The sequence below is a fragment of the Stenotrophomonas sp. 22385 genome (assembly GCF_052045085.1).
Lineage (GTDB): Bacteria > Pseudomonadota > Gammaproteobacteria > Xanthomonadales > Xanthomonadaceae > Stenotrophomonas.
The window spans coordinates 763021-781826 of the sequence record NZ_JBQEOG010000001.1 but is presented as its reverse complement, the minus strand read 5'-3'; the positions used below and the strand labels follow the sequence as shown (position 1 = coordinate 781826).

Genomic DNA, 18806 nt, shown 5'->3' with positions numbered 1-18806 from the left:
TCAGTCACTTTGCCCCCTCTATAATCCCCCGATGGACTCGTCATGGATCGATGCCACGCTTGCGTGGATCTCAGCTCACCCCGTGCTTGCCGGTGCGGTCATCTTCCTCATCGCCTTCTGCGATGCCGTCATCGTGCTTGGCGCCATCGTGCCCGCGCTGCCGCTGCTGTTCGCGGTGGGCGTGTTCATCGGGCTGGGCCAGATCTCCGGGCCATACGCCGTGGCGTGCGCCGCGCTGGGCGCGTTCGCCGGCGATGGCATCAGCTACTGGATCGGCCGGCGATGGGGCGACAGGCTGCGCGGATTCTGGCCGTTCAGCCGCTACCCACAGTTGTTGGACCGTGGCGAGACCATGTTCCGCCGCAATGCCTTCAAAAGCATCCTGGTAGCGCGCTATGTAGGCGCGATCCGCCCGTTCGTGCCGGCCATCGCCGGCATGATGAACATGCCGGTCATGCGCTACGTGCAGGCCAGTGGCATTGCCAGCATTTCCTGGGCGGTACTGTTCCTGGCCCCGGGCTGGGTGCTGGGCGAGGCCTATGACGCAGTCGCCGCGGTGGCGGGACGGCTGGTGATGGTGCTGGCGCTGGTCGGCGTGGTGATGGGCGTGGTCTGGGCGATCGTGCTGTACGGCTACCGCTGGTCGGCCGCGCGCATGGACAGCTGGCTGGCCGGCCTGCTGCGCTGGTCGCAGCGCCACCCCACGCTGGGCCGCTATTCGGTGTCGGTGTTCGACCCGCAGCGCCGTGAATCGGTACCGCTGGCGATGCTGGCATTGATGCTGCTGTTGCTGGGCTGGTGCTGGTTCGCCTTGCTGATGGCGGTGGTGGCCCATGGCGAACCGCTCAGCCTGGACCTGGCCGTGCACCAGGCGATGCTGGCGCTGCGCAATCCGCTGGCCGATTACCCCATGGCGGCGCTGGCCTCGCTGGGCGCCTGGCCGGTGCTGCTGCCGGCCACGGCAGTCACGATGGGCTACCTGATCTGGCGCCGGCGCTGGATGGCCGCCGCGCACTGGCTGGCGGCGCTGGCCTTCGGGCTGGCGCTGACCAAGCTGCTGGGGGCCACGGTGACGGTGGTGCGCCCGCCGGGCGCGAGCAGTGGCTTCGGCTTCCCGTCGGTGTCGGTGACCATGGCCACCATCACCTTCGGCTTCTTCGCGGTACTGATCGCGCGCGAGCTGCCCGGCCGCACCCGCGTATGGCCCTACCTGCTGTCGGGCATCATCGTCAGCCTGATCGGCTTCTCGCGGCTGTACCTGGGCGCGCACTGGCTGAGCGACGTGGTGGGCGGGATGCTGTTCGGCATCTTCTGGCTGCTGGTGCTGGGCATCGCCTACCGCCGCCGCTTCAACCGCTCCTTCTGGGTCAAGCCGGTCTCGTGGCTGTTCTACGGTACTTTCGCGGTAGCCGCGCTGTGGTACGCGCCGCGCAACACCGAGGCGAAGCTGGAGCGTTTCGAGCCCGCCCAGCCGGCGCCGACCAATGTGGCCGCGCAGGACTGGTGGGGCAGCCAGTGGCGCGCCCAACCTTCGCGTCGCAATGAATTCGATGATGACCAGCGCTGGCCGCTGGATGTCCAGGTGGCCGGGCCGCTGGCACCGCTGCGCGAGCGCCTGGAAAGCCAGGGCTGGCGCGTGCAGCGGCAGGCCGGCTGGGAACAGGCGCTGCTGATGCTGGACAAGTCGGCCACCCCGGACGAAGTGCCGGTGCTGCCGGCCACGCTGGATACGCAGGTCGAATCGCTGCTGCTGCTGCGCCCGGGCAATGCACCCAACGAGATCTTCGCGCTGCGCCTGTGGCCGGCCGCGACCCAGCTGCAGCCGGGCGACCAGCCGCTGTGGCTGGGCAGCGCGCAGACGCTGCATTACCAGCACTTCCACCTGATGGGAATGTGGCGACCGATGCGCGGCATTGATCCGTCGCTGAAGGCGGTGCGCGAGGCGCTGGAAGGGTTGCCGCAGGAAGTGGACACGCATCCCGAGACCGGCATGCCGGTGTTGCGGGTGCGGACGTACTGAGGGCGATCACGACCAACGGTCGTGAGTGACCGGGTTACGGGTTACCAGTTCTCGTCGATCGGCGTTGCGTTGGCCGGCATCCAGCGCAGCAGCGCGTCCAGCCGCTGGTGCGGGTCATCGTGCTGCAGCAGCTGCAACCGCTGCGATTCCTCCAGCGGCAGCAGTTCGGCCAGCCGCCAGCCGACCCATGCCGCCTGGTCCAGAAGCGCAGGGTGCGCGGGCGCGAAGGCGGTGCCGGCCTGTTCAATGATGTGGCCCAGCACGATGGACAGGAGCGCGTGTTCCGGGCGCAGTTCGTCATCATGGTCGGGCGTGCTCCATTCGACGTCGGCCATGATCAGGCCGTTGTCGCGTACCCGTACCTGGCGCACATGGAAGCGGCGATGGCCGCGCAGGCGCAGCACCAGCACGCCGTCGTCGCCCATGTCGAAATCGTCGATGCGCGCTTCCACACCATGCGCGGCCGGGGTGGCGGGGGCGCCGACCTCGTCGCCGTCCAGGATCAGGCAGACCCCGAAGTGGGTGTTGTTGCGGCTGCACTCGCGCAGCATGTCCAGGTAGCGGCGTTCGAACACCCGCAGGCCCAGTGCGGCGCCGGGCAGCAACACTGCGTGCAGCGGGAACAACGGGAGCGTGGCGATGGAATCGGTCATGGCCGGCCGATCACCTGGCCTGAAGCTGGGCCAGGAAACGGCGCGGCGCGCCGTCGAAGCCACCGTTGGACATGAACACCACGTGGTCGCCCGGCTGCACGATGGCGCCCAGTTGCGCCAGCAGTGCATCGGTGTCGCGCACCGCGTGCGCCTGGCCGCGAACGGCAGCAATCACGCTCGCCGCATCCCAGGCCAGTTCCGGCCGGTGCAGGAACACCACCGCGTCGGCCAGCGCCAACGAGGGGGCCAGCGCAGCGGCATGTGCGCCCAGCCGCATCGAGTTGCTGCGCGGCTCCATCGCCACCACGATGCGGCGCTCGCCTACCCTGGCGCGCAGCCCTTCCAGCGTGGTGTGGATGGCGGTGGGGTGGTGGGCGAAGTCATCGTAGAGAGTGATGTCGTCGGCCACGCCGATGACTTCCATGCGGCGTTTGACGCTGCGGAACCGTGCCAATGCCGGAATCACGCTGGCCGGCGCAACGCCTACCGCGTGCGCGGCCGCCAGCGCGGCCAGGCCGTTGAGCACGTTGTGGCGGCCCAGCAGCGACCAGCGCACTTCGCCCAGCGCCACGCCACGGTGGTGCACGGTGAAGGCGCTGCCGTCGGCATTGACCAGTTCGGCATGCCATTCCAGCCCGGGATCAAAGCCGAAGCGTTCCACCGGCGTCCAGCAGCCCATCGCCAGCACTTCGGCCAGGTAGGCATCGTCGCCGTTGACGATCAGCCGGCCGCGCGCGGGCACGGTGCGCACCAGGTGGTGGAACTGGCGCTGGATCGCGGCCACGTCCGGGAAGATGTCGGCGTGGTCGTATTCGAGGTTGTTGAGGATCGCCACCAGCGGGCGGTAGTGCACGAACTTGCTGCGCTTGTCGAAGAACGCGGTGTCGTACTCGTCGGCCTCGACCACGAATTCACGCCCCTGCCCCACGCGCGCGGACACGCCGAAATCCTCAGCCACGCCGCCGATCAGGAACCCCGGCTCGCGGCCGGCGGCCTGCAGCAGCCAGGTCAGGATGGTGGTGGTAGTGGTCTTGCCATGCGTACCGGCCACGGCCAACGTGTCGCGGCCCGGCAACACCTGTTCGGACAGCCACTGCGCGCCGGAAATGTAACGCTGCCCCGCGTCCAGCACCGCTTCCACGGCCGGATTGCCGCGCGACAGCGCATTGCCGACCACGACTTCATCGCAATCGCGGGCCACGCTGTCGCCGCGATAGCCCGGGTCCAGGGCGATGCCCAGCTGTTCCAGCTGGGTGGACATCGGCGGATAGATCGCCTGGTCGCTGCCACGGACCGTATGGCCCAGTTCCCGCGCCAAGGCGGCCACGCCGCCCATGAAGGTGCCGGCAATTCCAAGAATGTGGATCGTGCTCATACCCGATTGTCGCCCAAAGCCCACCACGTTGGGGAGATGAGGCTGTAGCGCACCATGCCCCTGAGTCAGGGGGCCGCCGCGAAGCGGCGGGGACGTAGGTGGTGGAATGGGGCCCACTGTTTGCGCAGCACAACGTAGGACGACAGCGCACGGCTTTTGGCGTGCTGTCGGGGAAATCCCGATAGCGGTGTACTGTGAAGACGGACACAATTCACCGCGCCAGCCGCAGTACCCCCGACGGTCCTACTCCCCAAGAGGCCATCCCCAGGGGGGCTCATATTGTGGGGCTCTGAGCAGGCCCGATCGCTGGCGCCTTACACCGCACGCCCGGCTTCCGAAAGGACCGGGCGTGCGCGTGTAGGTTGATCAGCCCTGGAGCGCTGCCTGGATGCGCGCTTCCACTTCTTCCAGCCCGCCCACGCCATCCACGCGCGCCAGGGTGCCGCGGCCGGCGTAGAAATCCACCACCGGCGCGGTCTGGTCGGTGTAGACCTGCAGGCGCTTGCGCACCGATTCGGGGTTGTCATCGGCACGGCCCTGTTCCTGGGCGCGGCCGGCAATGCGTTCGACCAGCAGTTCGCTCGGCACATCCAGCTGCACCACCGCGTCCAGCGGCTGGCCGATCTTGGCCAACACGGCGTCCAGTGCGTTGGCCTGGGCCACGTTGCGCGGGTAACCGTCCAGGATGAAGCCGTTGGCCACGTCGGCCTGGCCCAGGCGCGATTCCAGCATGCCCAGCAGGATGTCATCGGACACCAGGTTGCCGGCGTCCATCACGGCCTTGGCCTGCTTGCCCAGCTCGGTGCCGGCGGCCACTTCGGCGCGCAGCAGGTCACCGGTGGAAATGTGCGCAATGTTCAGGTGTTCCTTCAGGCGCGTCGCCTGCGTCCCCTTGCCCGAACCGGGCGGTCCCAACAGAACCAATCGCATCAACCTGACTCCAACTTGGTAAAAAACGGAAGGGCGCGCGCCCGGGATTGTCCACAATCACGCTGCACCGCAATACGCGCACTTTACCTCATACCGGTAATGTCCCTGCAATGTCCTTCCCCCCGACAAAGGTCCCATCATGTCCAAAGGTACCCTGCTGTACGCCCAGTCAGGCGGCGTCACCGCCGTCATCAATGCCACCGCCTCGGCGGTGATCAGCACCGCCAGAGCCAAGGGAATCAAGGTCTTGGCCGCGCGCAACGGTATCCTGGGCGCGCTGCGCGAGGAGCTGATCGACACCTCGAAGGAGTCGGCTGCGGCAATTGCGGCGCTGGCCCATACCCCCGGCGGCGCCTTCGGCTCCTGCCGCTACAAGCTCAAGTCGCTGGACGCCGACCGGGCCCGCTACGAGCGCCTGCTGGCGGTGCTGCGCGCGCATGACGTGCGCTGGTTCCTCTACAACGGCGGCAACGATTCTGCCGATACCGCCTGGAAGGTCTCCCAGCTGGCCAAGGCGTTCGATTACGACCTCACCTGCATCGGCGTGCCCAAGACCATCGACAACGACCTGGCGGTGACCGACACCTGCCCCGGCTTCGGTTCGGCGGCCAAATACACCGCCGTGTCGGTGCGCGAAGCGGCCCTGGACGTAGCGGCCATGGCCGAAACCTCCACCAAGGTGTTCGTGTACGAGGCCATGGGCCGGCATGCGGGCTGGCTGGCCGCTGCGGCAGGGCTGGCCGGAAACGGCCCGGACGAGGCTCCGCACATCATCCTGCTGCCCGAGCGTGCCTATGACGAGGCCGCGTTCCTGGCGAAGGTGAAGCAGGTGGTCGAACGCGTGGGCCACTGCGTGGTGGTGGCCTCCGAAGGCATCCAGACCGCCGATGGGCAGTTCGTGGCCGATGCTGGCGGCGGCAAGGATTCCTTCGGGCACACCCAGCTGGGCGGGGTTGCCTCGCAGCTGGCCGCGCGCGTGAAGGACGCGCTCGGCTACAAGGTGCACTGGACCCTGCCCGACTACCTGCAGCGCTCGGCCCGGCACATTGCCTCGAAGACCGATTGGGAACAGGCGCAGGCGGTGGGCAAGGCGGCGGTGCAGTACGCGCTGAAGGGCCAGAACGCGGTGATGCCGGTGATCGTGCGCAGCAGCGATGCGCCGTACCGCTGGAGGATCGAGCCGGCGCCGCTGCACAAGGTGGCCAACCATGAGAAAAAGATGCCGGCCGGTTTCATCCGCCGCGACGGCTTCGGCATCACCGACAAGGCCCGCGCGTATCTGTCGCCGCTGATCAAGGGCGAGGCACCGCTGCCCTACGGCAGCGATGGCCTGCCCAAATACGTCACCCTGAAGAACGTGGCAGTGAAGAAGAAGCTGCCGGCATTTGAGGCATAACCGGGCTTGGGGACACGGTGCAGCCACGCGCGGCGTGGCTCGTTCATGACCCCGGAACGAAGAGCGGACACCCATGGGGTGTCCCTACGCAGGCCCTTCAGCCGCACACTTTGCCTTCCACGGTCATCTGCGCGGCGAACATCGGGATCTTCGCGATCTGGCCGGTGGCAGCCTGCTTTTTCGCGTCTTCCAGATAGATGCGCGACTGGCCCTGGCCGTCGAGCTGCGGCTTCTGTTCCACCGGCAGGCGCCAGACCCTCACCACCGCCTGCTGTGCGGGACAGGCCGCGCTGGGTACGCGGATCACGTCGTTGAGCTTCCAGCCTTTGGCTTCGCTGGGCTGCGCCTTGTCGAACTCGACGAACTTCGCGCGCGGCTGGCACTGCTCGCTGGTGCGGGCGACCACGAATCGGTAAGGCTGCGCTGCGTCGCCGGTGAAGGTGCCTTCCAGGCGCGCGCAGGCTTCGGGGATCTGGCGCAGGGTGTGGGTGACGTTCACTGCCTGTGCCGCGCCTACCGGACGCTGGCGTTCGGGGGTTTCAGCGGCGTTAGCCGCGAGGGCGGGAAGCAGGGCCAGCAGGATGAGGTGGCGGGGGAACATGGGCGGGGCCTCCTTGGGGATGGGGGGAGGCTGGCATTGGGTGGATGAATGGTGTGGCAAGGCGCTACCCCATTTGGGTGTGCGTGGTTGCCAGGCAAGGCCTGGCACTACGCTCGTGCGGCTGGCAAGTGGGGCGTGGTTGGCGCTTTGGCGCAGGGTTGTGGTGCTTTCCTTGTTTTTCCCTGCATACTCGGGGCACCAGGGATTGCTGAACAAAGCCACACGCTTGATGACCGGATACGGTCTGAACGGGTTGGTCCATCGTTGCAGCCCGTTGTGCCCCGCGTGGTGAGGTTCGTCCGTCAACTGGATGCCATCCATCACCCGGGAGGGGACATGCTGGAACGTCATGGGCTTTCTCTGGCGCTGTTCTGCGCCATTCTCGCGATTCTCTACGGCATCGTGTCGGCACGCTGGATCCTCCGGCAACCGGCTGGCAATGCCCGCATGCAGGAAATCGCCGCCGCCATCCAGGAAGGCGCGCGCGCCTACCTCAACCGCCAATACCTCACCATCGGCATCGCCGGCGCGGTGCTGTTCGTGCTCGTCGGCATCTTCCTCAGCTGGTACACCGCGATCGGCTTCGCGATCGGTGCGGTGCTGTCCGGTGCGGCCGGCTACATCGGCATGAACGTGTCGGTGCGGGCCAACGTGCGCACCGCCGAAGCGGCGCGCAACGGGCTGAGTGCCGCCATGGACGTGGCATTTCGCGGCGGTGCGATCACCGGCATGCTGGTGGTCGGGCTGGGCCTGCTCGGCGTGGCCGGCTACTACGCGCTGCTGCTGAAGATGGGGCTGGATACCGCGGCGGCGCTGCATGCGCTGGTCGGGCTGGCGTTCGGCTCCTCGCTCATCTCGATCTTCGCGCGGCTGGGCGGCGGCATCTTCACCAAGGGTGCCGACGTGGGCGCCGACCTGGTCGGCAAGGTCGAAGCCGGCATTCCCGAGGATGACCCGCGCAACCCGGCGGTGATTGCCGACAACGTGGGCGACAACGTCGGCGACTGCGCCGGCATGGCCGCCGACCTGTTCGAGACCTACGCGGTGACGGTGATCGCCACCATGCTGCTGGGCAGCCTGATGATCGCCGAGGCCGGCCGCAACGCGATCCTGTATCCGCTGGTGCTGGGCGGGGTGTCGATCATCGCCTCGATCATCGGCGCGCTGTTCGTCAAGGTGAAGCCGGGCGGTTCGATCATGGGCGCGCTGTACAAGGGCGTGATCGTGTCGGGCGTGCTGGCCGCCATCGCCTTCTACCCGATCACCCTGCAACTGATGCCGGACAACGCCCACGGGGCAACGAACCTTTATCTCTGCGCGCTGATCGGGCTGGTCCTGACCGGGCTGATCGTATGGATCACCGAGTACTACACCGGCACCCAGTACAAGCCTGTGCAGCACGTGGCGCAGGCGTCCACCACCGGTCACGGCACCAACATCATCGCCGGCCTGGGCGTGTCGATGAAGTCCACCGCGCTGCCGGTGATCGCGGTCTGCCTGGCGATCTGGCTGGCGCACCTGCACGGCGGCCTGTACGGCATCGCCATCGCGGCCACTGCGATGCTGTCCATGGCCGGCATGATCGTGGCGCTGGATGCGTACGGGCCGATCACCGACAACGCCGGCGGCATCGCCGAGATGGCCGAGCTGCCGCCGGAGATCCGCAACATCACCGACCCGCTCGATGCGGTGGGCAACACCACCAAGGCGGTGACCAAGGGCTATGCGATCGGTTCGGCGGCATTGGCCGCGCTGGTGCTGTTCGCCGATTACACCCACAACCTGCAGGCGGCGCACCCGGGTGAAGTGTTCGCCTTCGACCTCTCCGACCACACGGTGATCATCGGCCTGCTGATCGGCGGGTTGATCCCCTACCTGTTCGGCGCAATGGCCATGGAAGCGGTGGGCCGTGCCGCCGGCGCGGTGGTGGAGGAAGTGCGACGGCAGTTCCGCGAAATCCCCGGGATCATGGAAGGCACCGGCAAGCCACAGTACGACCGCGCGGTGGACATGCTGACCCGCTCGGCGATCCGCGAAATGATCGTACCGTCGCTGCTGCCGGTCGCGGTGCCGGTGGTGGTGGGCCTGCTGCTCGGGCCGCGCGCGCTGGGCGGGCTGTTGATCGGCACCATCGTGACCGGCCTGTTCGTGGCCATTTCGATGACTACCGGCGGCGGTGCCTGGGACAACGCCAAGAAGTACATCGAAGACGGCCATTTCGGCGGCAAGGGCAGCGAGGCGCACAAGGCGGCGGTAACCGGCGATACCGTGGGCGATCCCTACAAGGACACCGCTGGGCCGGCGATCAATCCGCTGATCAAGATCATCAACATCGTGGCGTTGTTGCTGGTGCCGTTGTTGTAGAAGTTTTCGGGTCCCCCCGACCAACGGTCGGGGGCTACCCTGCGTGGCTCTACGGTAGCGGGGTCGGGCGCGACAGCACGTAGGCTGCGCTCGCCGCGAAGAACACGCCTACGCCCAGCAGCAACGGCCACGATGGCCGCGCGCCCCAGCAGAACATCGCGAAGCCGAAGGCCATGCCGCCGGCGGCAAATGCCTTGCCTTTACGGCTCACCGCGCCCTGCTCGCGCCATGCACGCAACGACGGGCCATACCGGGGATGTTCCAGCAGCTTGCGTTCAAAGCGCGGCGAGCTGCGTGCGAAACATCCCACGGCCAGGATCAGGAAGATGGTCGTCGGCATGATCGGCAACAGCGCGCCGATCACCCCCAGCGCCACCATTACCCAGCCCAGGCAGAACCAGAGCCAGCGCATCAGCGCCACCCGATGCGCGCATCAGTGCTCATGCGAATTCCAGCTCCACATGAGCGTGCACGCTGCGGAACGCGGCATCGGCCGCATCCACCACCTCCTGCTCCTGTTGCTCGGTAAGCACCACGCTGTCCAGTGCGGCGGTAAACGCGCGCCAGTGGCGTGCGGCACCATCCGGATGCGCGGCCAGGTGGCGGGCGCCGAAGTCCGCATCCAGTCCCAGCTGCGCGGCCATCTTGTACAGGACGGTGCCGCCGAGGTTGGAGCCTTCAGCCACGTACAACCAGCCCAGTGCAGCAGGCAGCGGCAGATCCGGGTCCAGCCGCAGCGGCACCGGGTCTGGCAGGGTCTGTTCAAGATCGCGCAGGTCACGGGTGATCTGCGGCAGCCGCCGGCGCTCGGCCAGGTCCGGCAGCAGCGCATCCAGCGCGGCGTTGGCGTACAGGCCGTCGATATCGCGGTGGAAGCGGTACTGGACCCGCAGGAAGCGCGCGAACCGCCCACGGTCGGCGAAGATGTCGCCGGCCATGATGCGCTTGTCCAGCGCGCCGTGGCTGTCTCGGGTAGCCGCCTTCAGGCGTTGGCTGCGGGTGGCTTCAAGGGTATCGGTGGCGTTCATGGCGTTATGACAGAAAGAGGTGGCAGCGCCGGCAAGGCCCGGCACAGGGATAGGACGCCTGTGGCGCAGACTACCCCAACCCGGATCGCCGGTGCTGCCCTCCCCCGTTCCGGCGATGCCATCCTCACCTTGGGGTGTTGATAATGGCGCATTCTTCCGCCCACAAGGATTGCCATGATGGACACCACCGAATCGCGCATGACCAACCTGTTCGAGCAGTTGGGGTTGGACTCCAGCCCTGAGGCCATTGCGGGGTTCATCCGGGCGCACCAGCTGCCCGGCGACGTGACCTTGGCCGAAGCCACGTACTGGAGCGATGCGCAGCGCCAGTTCCTGCGCGAAGAGCTGAAGGAAGATGCGGATTGGGCGATCGTGGTGGATGAGTTGAACGAGGCGCTGCATGCGGATGCGACCGCCCGGTAGTGTCCGCGCGGGCCGGGTGGATCCCGGTCCGCGACGTTCTCAATACCGCCAGGTGAGCGACAGACGCATGATCCGGCCCGGGGCTGGCATTACCCCCAGTGCGAGCGGGTCCAGGTAGTAACGGTCGGTCAGGTTGTCTGCGTTGACCTCGACCGCCAGCTGCTCGCTGGCCTGCCAGCTGGCAAACACGTCCACGATGGTGGCCGGCTGGTACAGCTGCTGGATCGCCGACAGGCCCACGTTCCATTCCTTGTCCAGCGTGCTGATCGGCCCGCTGTTGTGGATCACGCGGGCCCCGAAGGCCAGGCGCTGGTCCACCAGCCGTGACCCCAGCGTCAGGTTGACCGTGTAGCGCGGTGGGTTCTGGGTGTTGCTGTAGGAGCCTTCGAAACCGCCGTCGACACAGTCGGGGGTACTGGCCAGCTCTTCGATCTTCCGCTGCACGCCATAAGCGCGGCGCTCGGCGGCGATGTCCGGGGCGCAGGTCTTGGCTTCAAAGTAGTAATGCGCCGACAGATCGGCGAATACCGTGCCGGCGTCATAGCTGGACTGGAACTCCAGGCCCGAGACCTTGAACCGATCAATGTTGCGGATATAGCCGGCCGACAGCGTGCGGTAGTCGCGCGTGATCAGATCGTCGATGCGGGTGTTGAAGTAGGAGAGCTTGAATGCGGCCTGGTCGCCTTCGGCAAACAGGTCGTGGCGCACGGTGCTGGCCCCCACTTCCCACGTACCGGCGCGCTCGGGCTTGAGTTCGCCGTCCACCGGCTTGGCCGCCGTGAACAGCCCCAGGGTACTCTCGAACAGGCTGGGCAACTTCACCCCTTCGGCGTACTTGAGGTACACCAGGGTGTCTTCAGCGGCGTGCCAGGTGACGCTGGCGGTGGGCATGAACGCGTTGTCGGTGCGGCGGATCGGCTGCGACCAGGTCCAGCTGGTCGGTACGATCAGGTCTTCGGTGGCGGTGACGTCGTGGAAGTTCCAACCGGTGATGTCGGCCACCGTGCCCTTCTTGTACGGCGAAGCCAGCAGCGAGGCTTCGGTGAACTGGCCGTTCGCATCGGGGTACCAGTTGAGCATGGCGATCCGCTGCGCGCGCCACGCCGGCAGCGCCGGGTTGCCGTTGAGCAGCTGGGTGTAGCGGTACTGGCCGATCACTTCCATGGTATCCGGCGTGGCCAGGCGGTTGCGGTCGCGGATGCTGACGCGGTTGAAGCGTCCGCCCACCAGAATGTCCCAGCGCTCGCCCGGCTGCCACTTCATCGAGGTCACTGCGCTGTACTCCCTGCGCGTGGCATTGCGCAGGAAGCGGTTGTTGATCAGGTCATCGTGCATGATCGGCGCGCTGTCGCCCGGGCCCACGTCTTCGTCGCTGAAGGACAACCCGTAGTCGAAGGTGAACAAGCCGGCACTGTCGGTGCTCATCACCGTGGTGTTGGACACGTCCAGGCCGAGCCGGGTCTGGGCCATGTCGTTGCGGTAGGCCTCCTTGTAACCGGGATCGGTGTTGAAGGACGGGCCGTCATACCACTCGGTGCGGCGGTCGAAGTACCACGGGGTGATGCCGGTCAGGCCGTTGTACATCAGGCTGTCGGCGTCTGTGTACCAGAGGTTGGCCTTCAGGTCGACGATGTCGTTGTCCGGATTGAAGCGGTAACGCAGGTTGTAGGCATCCATGTCCACGCTGCCCGGCTCCCACTGCGGTACGCGGTCGCGGTCCACGCGGATGATCTGCGAGGCCATGATTTCCCCCTGGCGGCCGCTGTAGCGGCGATAGCCGGCTTCCAGCGTCTGCGTGTCGTCAATCCGCCAGGTGCCCTTGAGCAGTACCGAGTTGGACTTGGACGAGGTATTGAACACTTCGGTGCTGGGCGGGTTCAGCGGCGCAAGGGTGCGCCGGGTCTGCGGGAAATCGTCGTAGCCGTGCTTGCCCGCATGGTAGTTGCCGGTATCGCGCCAGGCATAGGCCGCCACCAGGTCGAAGCGATCCCACTGCCTGCCGCCGGCGATGTTGAAGAACTGCCCACCGAGGCTGTTGCGGTGGGTGCCGGGGGTGGCGTTGTACGCGGGAAGATCGCGCGCGCTGCCGTTGGAGATGCCGCTGCGCACGCGCAGGCCGGCGCGCTGGCCGTCGCGCAGCACATCACCGATGTCCAGCGTTTCCATTTCCACTACGCCGCCGATGCCACCCGACGCGTTGGCGCCCAGGCTGGGGCCCTTGGTCACGGTAAGGCTGGAGATCAGGTCCGGGTCGAGGTAGGTGCGCTGCGACTGGCCGGCATAACCGCGGTAGGTGTCCATGGTGGACTGCCCGCCGTCGATGATCACCGGGATTCGGCTCTGGCCCTGGATACCGCGGATGTTGAGGTCCAGCGCACTGGCCGTGCGTGGATCACCGGCGGTGACGCCGACCACGCCCTTGACGATGTCGGCGGTGGACGTACCGCGGAAGCGCTCGATGGTGGCGCGCGGCACGTATACGCTTGAACCGCTGTTGCGGTACTGCTCCAGCGCGCGCTCGGCGGCGCCTTGGGCGCTGACCTGGTCTGCGGCCACGCGCAGGGGAGCGGTGTGGATCACCCCGTCGTCGCCCTGGCCGCGCGGCGCGCGCTCCAGGGTCGCCGCACCCGGGCCCAGCGCGCGCGGCACCAGGCCGCTGCCGTGCAGCAGCCGCGCCAGTGCCACCTGTGGGTCCAGCGCCCCGCGCACGCTGGTGGAGCGTGCGCCGTCGGCCAGTGCGGACGGGTACGCCACCTGCACCCCGGATTGACGCATGTAGCTACGCAGTGCATCGGCGAGCGGCTGGGCGGGGATGTCGAACTGACGGGTGCCGGCCAGTGCGCGGGTGTCCGCCGACTGAGCCACGGCGGGCGGCGTGCTTGCCCAGGCCATGCCGGCGGCCAACAGCGCGATGAACAGGCGGGACGGGCGCAGCATCGGCGCCGGTCGGGAAAGAGGAAGCATGTTGAAACCTGTCGAGAGGCGATGCCGCGGAAGCACGGCTTCCCCGCACGGGGTGCGGGCGCTGCGCGTACGTGGCGGCGGCGGGTACGTTCGGGGGTAAGACGTGCGGCGCGGCCACTTCCCCAAGGCGGGTTCAGCGCGCCGGTGCGACGCTCACGATCGCCACGCCCATCGGAAGGCGCGTGACACGCAGCCCGGCCGACGTCGCCAGCGCGTCCAGTGCCTGCTCGGGCTGGTCCGCGCGCAGCGCAGCGTTGACCGTGGGGAGGGATGAGAGGTCGCCGCGCACGTAGGTGGGTCCGTCGCGATAGCGGGCAATCTGCGCAACCGCGTCTGCCACCCCGGTGGAATCGAGGAGCAGCTCGCCGTCGCGCCATGCGGCGATGCGATCGGGGGCGAGGTCGTCATGGCGCACCACCCGACCTCCTTGCGCGAAGCCGGCGCGCTGGCCCGCCAACAGGTACGTCCACCCGCCATTGGGTGAGGCCGCGACGCGGACCTGGCCCTGCGAGACTTCCGCTTGCACCCCCTGCGGGGTGCTGGCCACCGCGAACGCCGTCGCGATGTCCTCCACCATGCCGCCCTGCGCGCTCACCTGGAATGGCTGCGCGTGCCCGGGCGCAACTTCGAACCAGGCGCGCCCGCGCAGCAGGCGGATGCCGCGCCGCTGGTCGTCGTAGTCCACGGCAATCGCCGAATCGGCATCCAGCACCGCGCGGCTGCCATCGGGCAAGGCGAGCGTGACGACCTCCTGGCTGCTGCGATGATCCGCGCGCAGGCGCAGCCAGGCTTCGGGTGAAACCCATGCCAGCGCCAACGCGGCGGCAGTGGCCAGGGCCAAGCGTGAAAGGCGACGATGGCGGGTCTGCGCGCGCTGTGCCACCGCCGGGGGCTGCGCCACGGCCTGCCACAGCTGGCGCTCGTATTCGAATGCCCGGCGATGACCGGGCAGGCTGAGCCAGTTTTCAAAGGCCTGCATGCGCGGCGCATCCACGGAGCCGGAGGCCAGCCATGTGATCCACGCCTGCGCCTGTTCGGCAAGCAGGTCGGGCGGGGTGGGCGTGGTCGGGTCGGTGGGCAGGTCGTGCGGGCTCATGGCTGGCAAGCGTGGGAAGGGCAGCGCCGATACCATCAAGACCTGGGGAACGGCACTTCCCCACGCCCGCGCGTCACCGGCCGCTACGCGCCCATGCCAGCCGCTGCAACGCAGCGCGCACATGGTTTTCCACGGTCGTGACCGACACGCCGCGGCGCCGGGCAATTTCCGCTTGGGTCAGCCCCTGCAACCGGTTGAGGCGGAAGATCGTGCGCGTCGGTTCGGGAAGGTGGTCGGCTGCGGCGAGCACGCGCTGCAGCTCGTCCTGGGCCATGGCCTGTTCTTCCGTGGACAGCACTTCATCCGGCCCCCACAGATAGTGGTCGGCCAACAGCCGCGCATGGCGGCTGCGTTCCCGGCCCTGGTCGGTAGCCAGGTTGGTGGCCAGACGGTACAGATAGGCCCGCGGGTTGTCGATGGTCAGGCTGGCATCCACCCCGCGCGCCTTGAACCAGACAGCCTGAATCACGTCCTCGGCGCTGCCGTCGCTGCCGAGGATCCGTTGCGCAAGGCGCAGCAGCGCCGGGCGTTCGCGGATCAACAGGTCGGTCAGGGTGGAGGCGTTGGAGGACATGCGGAGGGCGCGCGGAGCAGCCGCATCTTACCGCCCAAATGAGAATGCGTCACGTTAAGTTCGTTGCATCGCATCCACAAAATGCAGCCCCCCCCCTTGCGCGGGCGACTAGCGCAGGCAGTCTCCCAGCGCCTCGAATACCGACTGTCCCGTACCGGGAAGACGCCGTAACAGCGGCTGCGGCCCGTCCATCGCCGCCAGCAACGCCGCTACGGTAGTGCCGCCGCCAATCGGGAAATGGCACAGCCAGGTGGGCTGCTGCCGCTCCAGGTTGCCCGTCGATGGGTCGACCTGCAGATCGCTGGCGGCAAATGCCCAGCCACATGTTTTCACCCGACCCGTGGCCAGTTCAACCGAGCAGCGCATCTTCAGCGGCTGGTAGTCGGTGTACTCGCCTTCGCAGAAGGTGTCGGGGCAGACGTCGTCGAACCCGGCCTCAAGGCGGTGGCGCAGGTCGCGGAAGGCTGACCAGTTCGCCTGCGGCGTGGGGTAATCGACCAGATCGACGTGCAGCGGTTGAACTGCGGCGGCAGCGCGCACGACCGATGCAGGAAGCAGGAGCAGCAGCGCGGCGGGCAACAGGGAACAACGGAGCAGTACGGAAAGGCCATGCATGGGCAGTTCTCCTCGGGTCCTGGGTTCAGGTTCATGGGGTCAAGGCAGGCAGCGGCGCAGGACGTCGAACAGTGACTCCGACGAGCCCGGCAGGCGGTTGAACAGGTAGCCGGAGCTGTCCGGCTGAAGGGTGGTCATGACCGACAGGAACGTGGCGGCCGACACACCGGCCGGCAGCGGTACCGGACAATGCCACTGGCTGAGTTCGGTGGTGACCGCCCCGTTGCCGGGATGGACCCGGCTCTGGCTGGCGACCACCGCGTACCGGCAGTTGTGGATGTGGTCGTCACGGGTGTCGACCACGCAGTTGAGGCGCAGCGGGCGGTAGTTTCCGAACGCGCCCGCGCAGAACACGTCCGGGCAGGCATCGGTGAACTCCTCTGCCAGCCAGCGGTCGAGATCGTGATAGGCGGTGTCGTCGACCGGCTCGCCCGGTTCCAGGCGGTCGGCAAGGTCGATGTAGCGCGGCGGGCTGGCGGCCGCCGGGGCTGGCAGGACGGTGCCGGCCACCAGCAGGACGGAGCACAGCGACTGCAGACGGCGCAACGGTGAAGGCTGGGACATGGGGCGCTCGGGCTCGTGGCGGGAGCTCTACGGTGCGCTGCCGGCGGCTTGGGGGGGATCAGCGGGGCGCCAGTCCGCGGGTCGGCGCTCGCCGCGAACGTGGGTCGGCATGCCCCCACCTGCACGTTGGCCGGCAAAGGCATAAAATGGGAGGTCTTATCGCGCCATCCCCCCCTCTCGGAGCACACCATGGGTCTGGAACTCGTCTCGCCCGGCAAGAACCCGCCGGAAGAAATCAACGTCATCATCGAGATCCCGAAGGACTCGGAACCGGTCAAGTACGAAGTGGACAAGGAAACCGGCGCGATCTTCGTCGACCGCATCCTCTCCACCCCGATGCGCTACCCCTGCAACTACGGCTACGTGCCGAGCACCCTGTGTGGCGACGGCGATCCGGCCGACGTGCTGGTCGTGCTGCCGCTGCCGCTGGTCCCGGGTTCGGTGGTGCGCTGCCGTCCGGTGGGCGTGCTGAAGATGAGCGACGAAGCCGGCGGCGACGAAAAGATCCTGGCCGTGCCGATCTCCAAGGTGTTCAGCGGCTACGCGCACGTGGAAGACATCGAGCAGGTGTCCAAGCACTGGCTGGAGCGCATCGGCCACTTCTTCGAGCACTACAAGGACCTGGAGAAGGGCAAGTGGGTCAAGCTGGACGGCTGGGGCGGCGCTGCCGAAGCCAAGCAGATCCTGGTTGACGCCCACCAGCGCTACCTGTCCAGCAACAGCTGAGGCTGAATGACCCTGCTCCGGCGCACGCCGCCGGAGCGATGGGCATCACGTTTTTACAATGCGGCGCATCACTGTTTGCGCCGGATTGGGTACATTGCGACTTCTACACCGTCCACGGTGCGTTTCATCGTGGTCACCCAGGGGATTGTGTCGTGCGTATTCTGCTAGTTGGGGACGAAGCCAGCCTGTCGGCTGAGCTGATGGATTTCATTGCCGATCTTGGGGAAGAGTGGCAGCCGTTGCGGGCACCCGATGGCCAGACGGCCATGAACATGGTGGCGTCCACGCCGGTGGATGCGGTGATCGCCTGCCCTTCCCTGCCCGATCTCAACGCCACCACGTTGTTGGGCCAGATCCGGACGCTGCGCCCGGAGACGATCCGCATCGCGCTGGTCGACGCGGCCCAGGGCAACCGCCCGCCGCCGGCACGCCTGATCGGCGTTGCCCACCGTTTCCTGCCGCTGCCGCTGGCACCGGAAGTGCTGCTTGAAGCGCTGACCAGCCTGGAAGAGCTGCGCGAGCTGCTTGACAGTGCGCGCCTGCGCAGTGCCATCGGCCGCATCGAGAAGCTGCCTTCGCCGCCGCACCTGTACCTGAGCCTGACCCAGGCACTGGAGCACGACGACGACACCGACACGGCCGACGTGTCCAAGCTGGTGTCGGCCGATCCGGCCATCGCGGCCAAGGTGCTGCAGCTGTCCAACTCGGCCTTCTTCAACAGCGGCCGGACCATTTCCGACCTGCGCACCGCCGTGACCCGGCTGGGCCTGGCAACCCTGCGCGACCTGGTGCTGGCCAGCGAGGTGTTCTCGGCCTCGCCGCTGTCCAGCGGCGAGCGCAACGCGCTGCAGCAGCGCGCCCTGCTCGCGTCGCGGCTGGCCGCGAAGCTGTTGCCTGACTCCAGCGCCGAACTGGGCGCGACTGCCGCACTGCTGGCCGATATCGGCCTGCTGCTGCCCGGTGTGCGCAACGAGCGCAGCGAACCGGCCGACGACGCCGATCCGCGCCCGGGGCACAGCGAAGCCGGTGCCTACCTGCTGGGGCTGTGGGGCCTGCCGATGCCGATCATCGAAGCGGTGGCCTTCCACCTGCAGCCGCAGCGTTCCAACACGCGCAGCTTCTGGGTCACCGGCGCAGTGCACGTGGCGCTGGCGCTGGTCAACGGCGACCCGGTGGACGAGGACTACCTGCAGCGTGCGGGCGTGCTGGCCAAGCTGCCGCAGTGGCGGGATCACGCCAATGGGTTGATGGGTCTCGCTACGGCGGACGCATAAGGCGCAACGACCAGCGGTCGTTGCCTGCCGGCGGCGATTTCAGGAACGATGATGGCGTGCCGTGTGGCGCGCCATTTTTTTTGCGCGGCGCCATCGCCAATGGTCGTGGGTCAGCGGTAGATCACGACCGTTGCTCGTGTCATCGGTAGATCACGACCGTTGGTCGTGATCAAAAAGAAAGGGCGGCCCTTGCGGGCCGCCCT

17 protein-coding genes are annotated in these 18806 nt (G+C 67.6%); 6 read left to right on the top strand and 11 right to left on the bottom strand.

Annotated features, from left to right (window positions below):
• The first annotated feature begins 31 nt into the window (after nt 1-31).
• Nucleotides 32-2020: a VTT domain-containing protein gene (locus ACTJI4_RS03320; protein WP_440868500.1), complete on the top strand. Its 1989-nt coding sequence runs from the start codon at nt 32-34 to the stop codon at nt 2018-2020.
• A gap of 41 nt (nt 2021-2061) precedes the next feature.
• Here ACTJI4_RS03320 and ACTJI4_RS03315 read toward each other — a convergent pair whose 3' ends face one another.
• The 3 genes from ACTJI4_RS03315 to ACTJI4_RS03305 form a co-directional block, all read right to left on the bottom strand.
• A complete protein-coding gene (locus tag ACTJI4_RS03315) occupies nt 2062-2673 on the bottom strand; it encodes an LON peptidase substrate-binding domain-containing protein (RefSeq protein WP_392917948.1) in 612 nt (203 codons plus the stop codon).
• A 10-nt stretch (nt 2674-2683) separates the two neighbouring features.
• Entirely contained in the window at nt 2684-4048 is a 1365-nt protein-coding gene (mpl, locus tag ACTJI4_RS03310) for a UDP-N-acetylmuramate:L-alanyl-gamma-D-glutamyl-meso-diaminopimelate ligase (protein ID WP_440868499.1), read from the bottom strand.
• Nucleotides 4049-4414: 366 nt separating this feature from the next.
• A complete protein-coding gene (locus tag ACTJI4_RS03305; RefSeq protein ID WP_392917953.1) occupies nt 4415-4978 on the bottom strand; it encodes an adenylate kinase in 564 nt (187 codons plus the stop codon).
• A gap of 139 nt (nt 4979-5117) precedes the next feature.
• Between ACTJI4_RS03305 and ACTJI4_RS03300 the strand changes: the two genes are divergently transcribed.
• Nucleotides 5118-6374: a 6-phosphofructokinase gene (locus ACTJI4_RS03300; protein ID WP_440868498.1), complete on the top strand. Its 1257-nt coding sequence runs from the start codon at nt 5118-5120 to the stop codon at nt 6372-6374.
• 97 nt (nt 6375-6471) lie between these two features.
• Here the strand turns inward: ACTJI4_RS03300 and ACTJI4_RS03295 are convergent, their stop codons facing one another.
• The gene (locus tag ACTJI4_RS03295) at nt 6472-6975 is read right to left on the bottom strand and encodes a hypothetical protein (protein ID WP_440868497.1); all 504 of its coding nucleotides are present in this window, start codon (nt 6973-6975) and stop codon (nt 6472-6474) included.
• A 336-nt stretch (nt 6976-7311) separates the two neighbouring features.
• Here ACTJI4_RS03295 and ACTJI4_RS03290 point away from each other — a divergent pair, with 336 nt between their 5' ends.
• On the top strand, nt 7312-9339 hold the full coding sequence (locus ACTJI4_RS03290) for a sodium-translocating pyrophosphatase (RefSeq protein WP_392917961.1): 2028 nt from the start codon (nt 7312-7314) through the stop codon (nt 9337-9339).
• A gap of 49 nt (nt 9340-9388) precedes the next feature.
• Here ACTJI4_RS03290 and ACTJI4_RS03285 read toward each other — a convergent pair whose 3' ends face one another.
• A complete protein-coding gene (locus ACTJI4_RS03285) occupies nt 9389-9751 on the bottom strand; it encodes a YbaN family protein (RefSeq protein WP_440868496.1) in 363 nt (120 codons plus the stop codon).
• 28 nt (nt 9752-9779) lie between these two features.
• A complete protein-coding gene (locus ACTJI4_RS03280; RefSeq protein ID WP_392917965.1) occupies nt 9780-10367 on the bottom strand; it encodes a biliverdin-producing heme oxygenase in 588 nt (195 codons plus the stop codon).
• Nucleotides 10368-10544: 177 nt separating this feature from the next.
• Between ACTJI4_RS03280 and ACTJI4_RS03275 the strand changes: the two genes are divergently transcribed.
• Nucleotides 10545-10790, top strand: a complete 246-nt coding sequence (locus ACTJI4_RS03275; protein WP_392917967.1) for a DUF2789 domain-containing protein — start codon at nt 10545-10547, stop codon at nt 10788-10790.
• Nucleotides 10791-10829: 39 nt separating this feature from the next.
• Here ACTJI4_RS03275 and ACTJI4_RS03270 read toward each other — a convergent pair whose 3' ends face one another.
• The 5 genes from ACTJI4_RS03270 to ACTJI4_RS03250 all read right to left on the bottom strand — a co-directional run bounded on the left by ACTJI4_RS03270 (nt 10830) and on the right by ACTJI4_RS03250 (nt 16603).
• Nucleotides 10830-13754 carry a TonB-dependent receptor gene (locus ACTJI4_RS03270; RefSeq protein WP_392917969.1) on the bottom strand — a complete coding sequence of 975 codons (2925 nt, stop codon included), beginning with the start codon at nt 13752-13754 and terminating at the stop codon, nt 10830-10832.
• Between the two features lie 133 nt (nt 13755-13887).
• Complete coding sequence (locus ACTJI4_RS03265; RefSeq protein WP_392917971.1) at nt 13888-14850, bottom strand: FecR family protein; 963 nt, start codon at nt 14848-14850, stop codon at nt 13888-13890.
• A 73-nt stretch (nt 14851-14923) separates the two neighbouring features.
• The gene (locus ACTJI4_RS03260) at nt 14924-15424 is read right to left on the bottom strand and encodes an RNA polymerase sigma factor (RefSeq protein WP_392917973.1); all 501 of its coding nucleotides are present in this window, start codon (nt 15422-15424) and stop codon (nt 14924-14926) included.
• A 108-nt stretch (nt 15425-15532) separates the two neighbouring features.
• Nucleotides 15533-16039, bottom strand: a complete 507-nt coding sequence (locus ACTJI4_RS03255) for a hypothetical protein (RefSeq protein WP_392917976.1) — start codon at nt 16037-16039, stop codon at nt 15533-15535.
• A gap of 39 nt (nt 16040-16078) precedes the next feature.
• Nucleotides 16079-16603, bottom strand: a complete 525-nt coding sequence (locus tag ACTJI4_RS03250; RefSeq protein ID WP_392917978.1) for a hypothetical protein — start codon at nt 16601-16603, stop codon at nt 16079-16081.
• Between the two features lie 189 nt (nt 16604-16792).
• On the opposite strand from ACTJI4_RS03250, the gene ppa reads away from it, so the two are divergent.
• The gene (gene ppa / locus ACTJI4_RS03245; RefSeq protein WP_320458030.1) at nt 16793-17329 is read left to right on the top strand and encodes an inorganic diphosphatase; all 537 of its coding nucleotides are present in this window, start codon (nt 16793-16795) and stop codon (nt 17327-17329) included.
• A 152-nt stretch (nt 17330-17481) separates the two neighbouring features.
• Nucleotides 17482-18603, top strand: coding sequence for an HDOD domain-containing protein (locus ACTJI4_RS03240; protein ID WP_392917982.1), 1122 nt, complete (start codon nt 17482-17484; stop codon nt 18601-18603).
• Nucleotides 18604-18806 lie beyond the last annotated feature (203 nt).

Bases quoted from the DNA above. Each gene is read 5' to 3' on its own strand.
- ACTJI4_RS03320 (WP_440868500.1), top strand. From the start codon at position 32: ATGGACTCGTCATGGATCGATGCCACGCTTGCGTGGATCTCAGCTCAC.
- ACTJI4_RS03315 (WP_392917948.1), bottom strand. From the start codon at position 2,673: ATGACCGATTCCATCGCCACGCTCCCGTTGTTCCCGCTGCACGCAGTG.
- mpl (WP_440868499.1), bottom strand. From the start codon at position 4,048: ATGAGCACGATCCACATTCTTGGAATTGCCGGCACCTTCATGGGCGGC.
- ACTJI4_RS03305 (WP_392917953.1), bottom strand. From the start codon at position 4,978: ATGCGATTGGTTCTGTTGGGACCGCCCGGTTCGGGCAAGGGGACGCAG.
- ACTJI4_RS03300 (WP_440868498.1), top strand. From the start codon at position 5,118: ATGTCCAAAGGTACCCTGCTGTACGCCCAGTCAGGCGGCGTCACCGCC.
- ACTJI4_RS03295 (WP_440868497.1), bottom strand. From the start codon at position 6,975: ATGTTCCCCCGCCACCTCATCCTGCTGGCCCTGCTTCCCGCCCTCGCG.
- ACTJI4_RS03290 (WP_392917961.1), top strand. From the start codon at position 7,312: ATGCTGGAACGTCATGGGCTTTCTCTGGCGCTGTTCTGCGCCATTCTC.
- ACTJI4_RS03285 (WP_440868496.1), bottom strand. From the start codon at position 9,751: ATGCGCTGGCTCTGGTTCTGCCTGGGCTGGGTAATGGTGGCGCTGGGG.
- ACTJI4_RS03280 (WP_392917965.1), bottom strand. From the start codon at position 10,367: ATGAACGCCACCGATACCCTTGAAGCCACCCGCAGCCAACGCCTGAAG.
- ACTJI4_RS03275 (WP_392917967.1), top strand. From the start codon at position 10,545: ATGGACACCACCGAATCGCGCATGACCAACCTGTTCGAGCAGTTGGGG.
- ACTJI4_RS03270 (WP_392917969.1), bottom strand. From the start codon at position 13,754: ATGCTTCCTCTTTCCCGACCGGCGCCGATGCTGCGCCCGTCCCGCCTG.
- ACTJI4_RS03265 (WP_392917971.1), bottom strand. From the start codon at position 14,850: ATGAGCCCGCACGACCTGCCCACCGACCCGACCACGCCCACCCCGCCC.
- ACTJI4_RS03260 (WP_392917973.1), bottom strand. From the start codon at position 15,424: ATGTCCTCCAACGCCTCCACCCTGACCGACCTGTTGATCCGCGAACGC.
- ACTJI4_RS03255 (WP_392917976.1), bottom strand. From the start codon at position 16,039: ATGCATGGCCTTTCCGTACTGCTCCGTTGTTCCCTGTTGCCCGCCGCG.
- ACTJI4_RS03250 (WP_392917978.1), bottom strand. From the start codon at position 16,603: ATGTCCCAGCCTTCACCGTTGCGCCGTCTGCAGTCGCTGTGCTCCGTC.
- ppa (WP_320458030.1), top strand. From the start codon at position 16,793: ATGGGTCTGGAACTCGTCTCGCCCGGCAAGAACCCGCCGGAAGAAATC.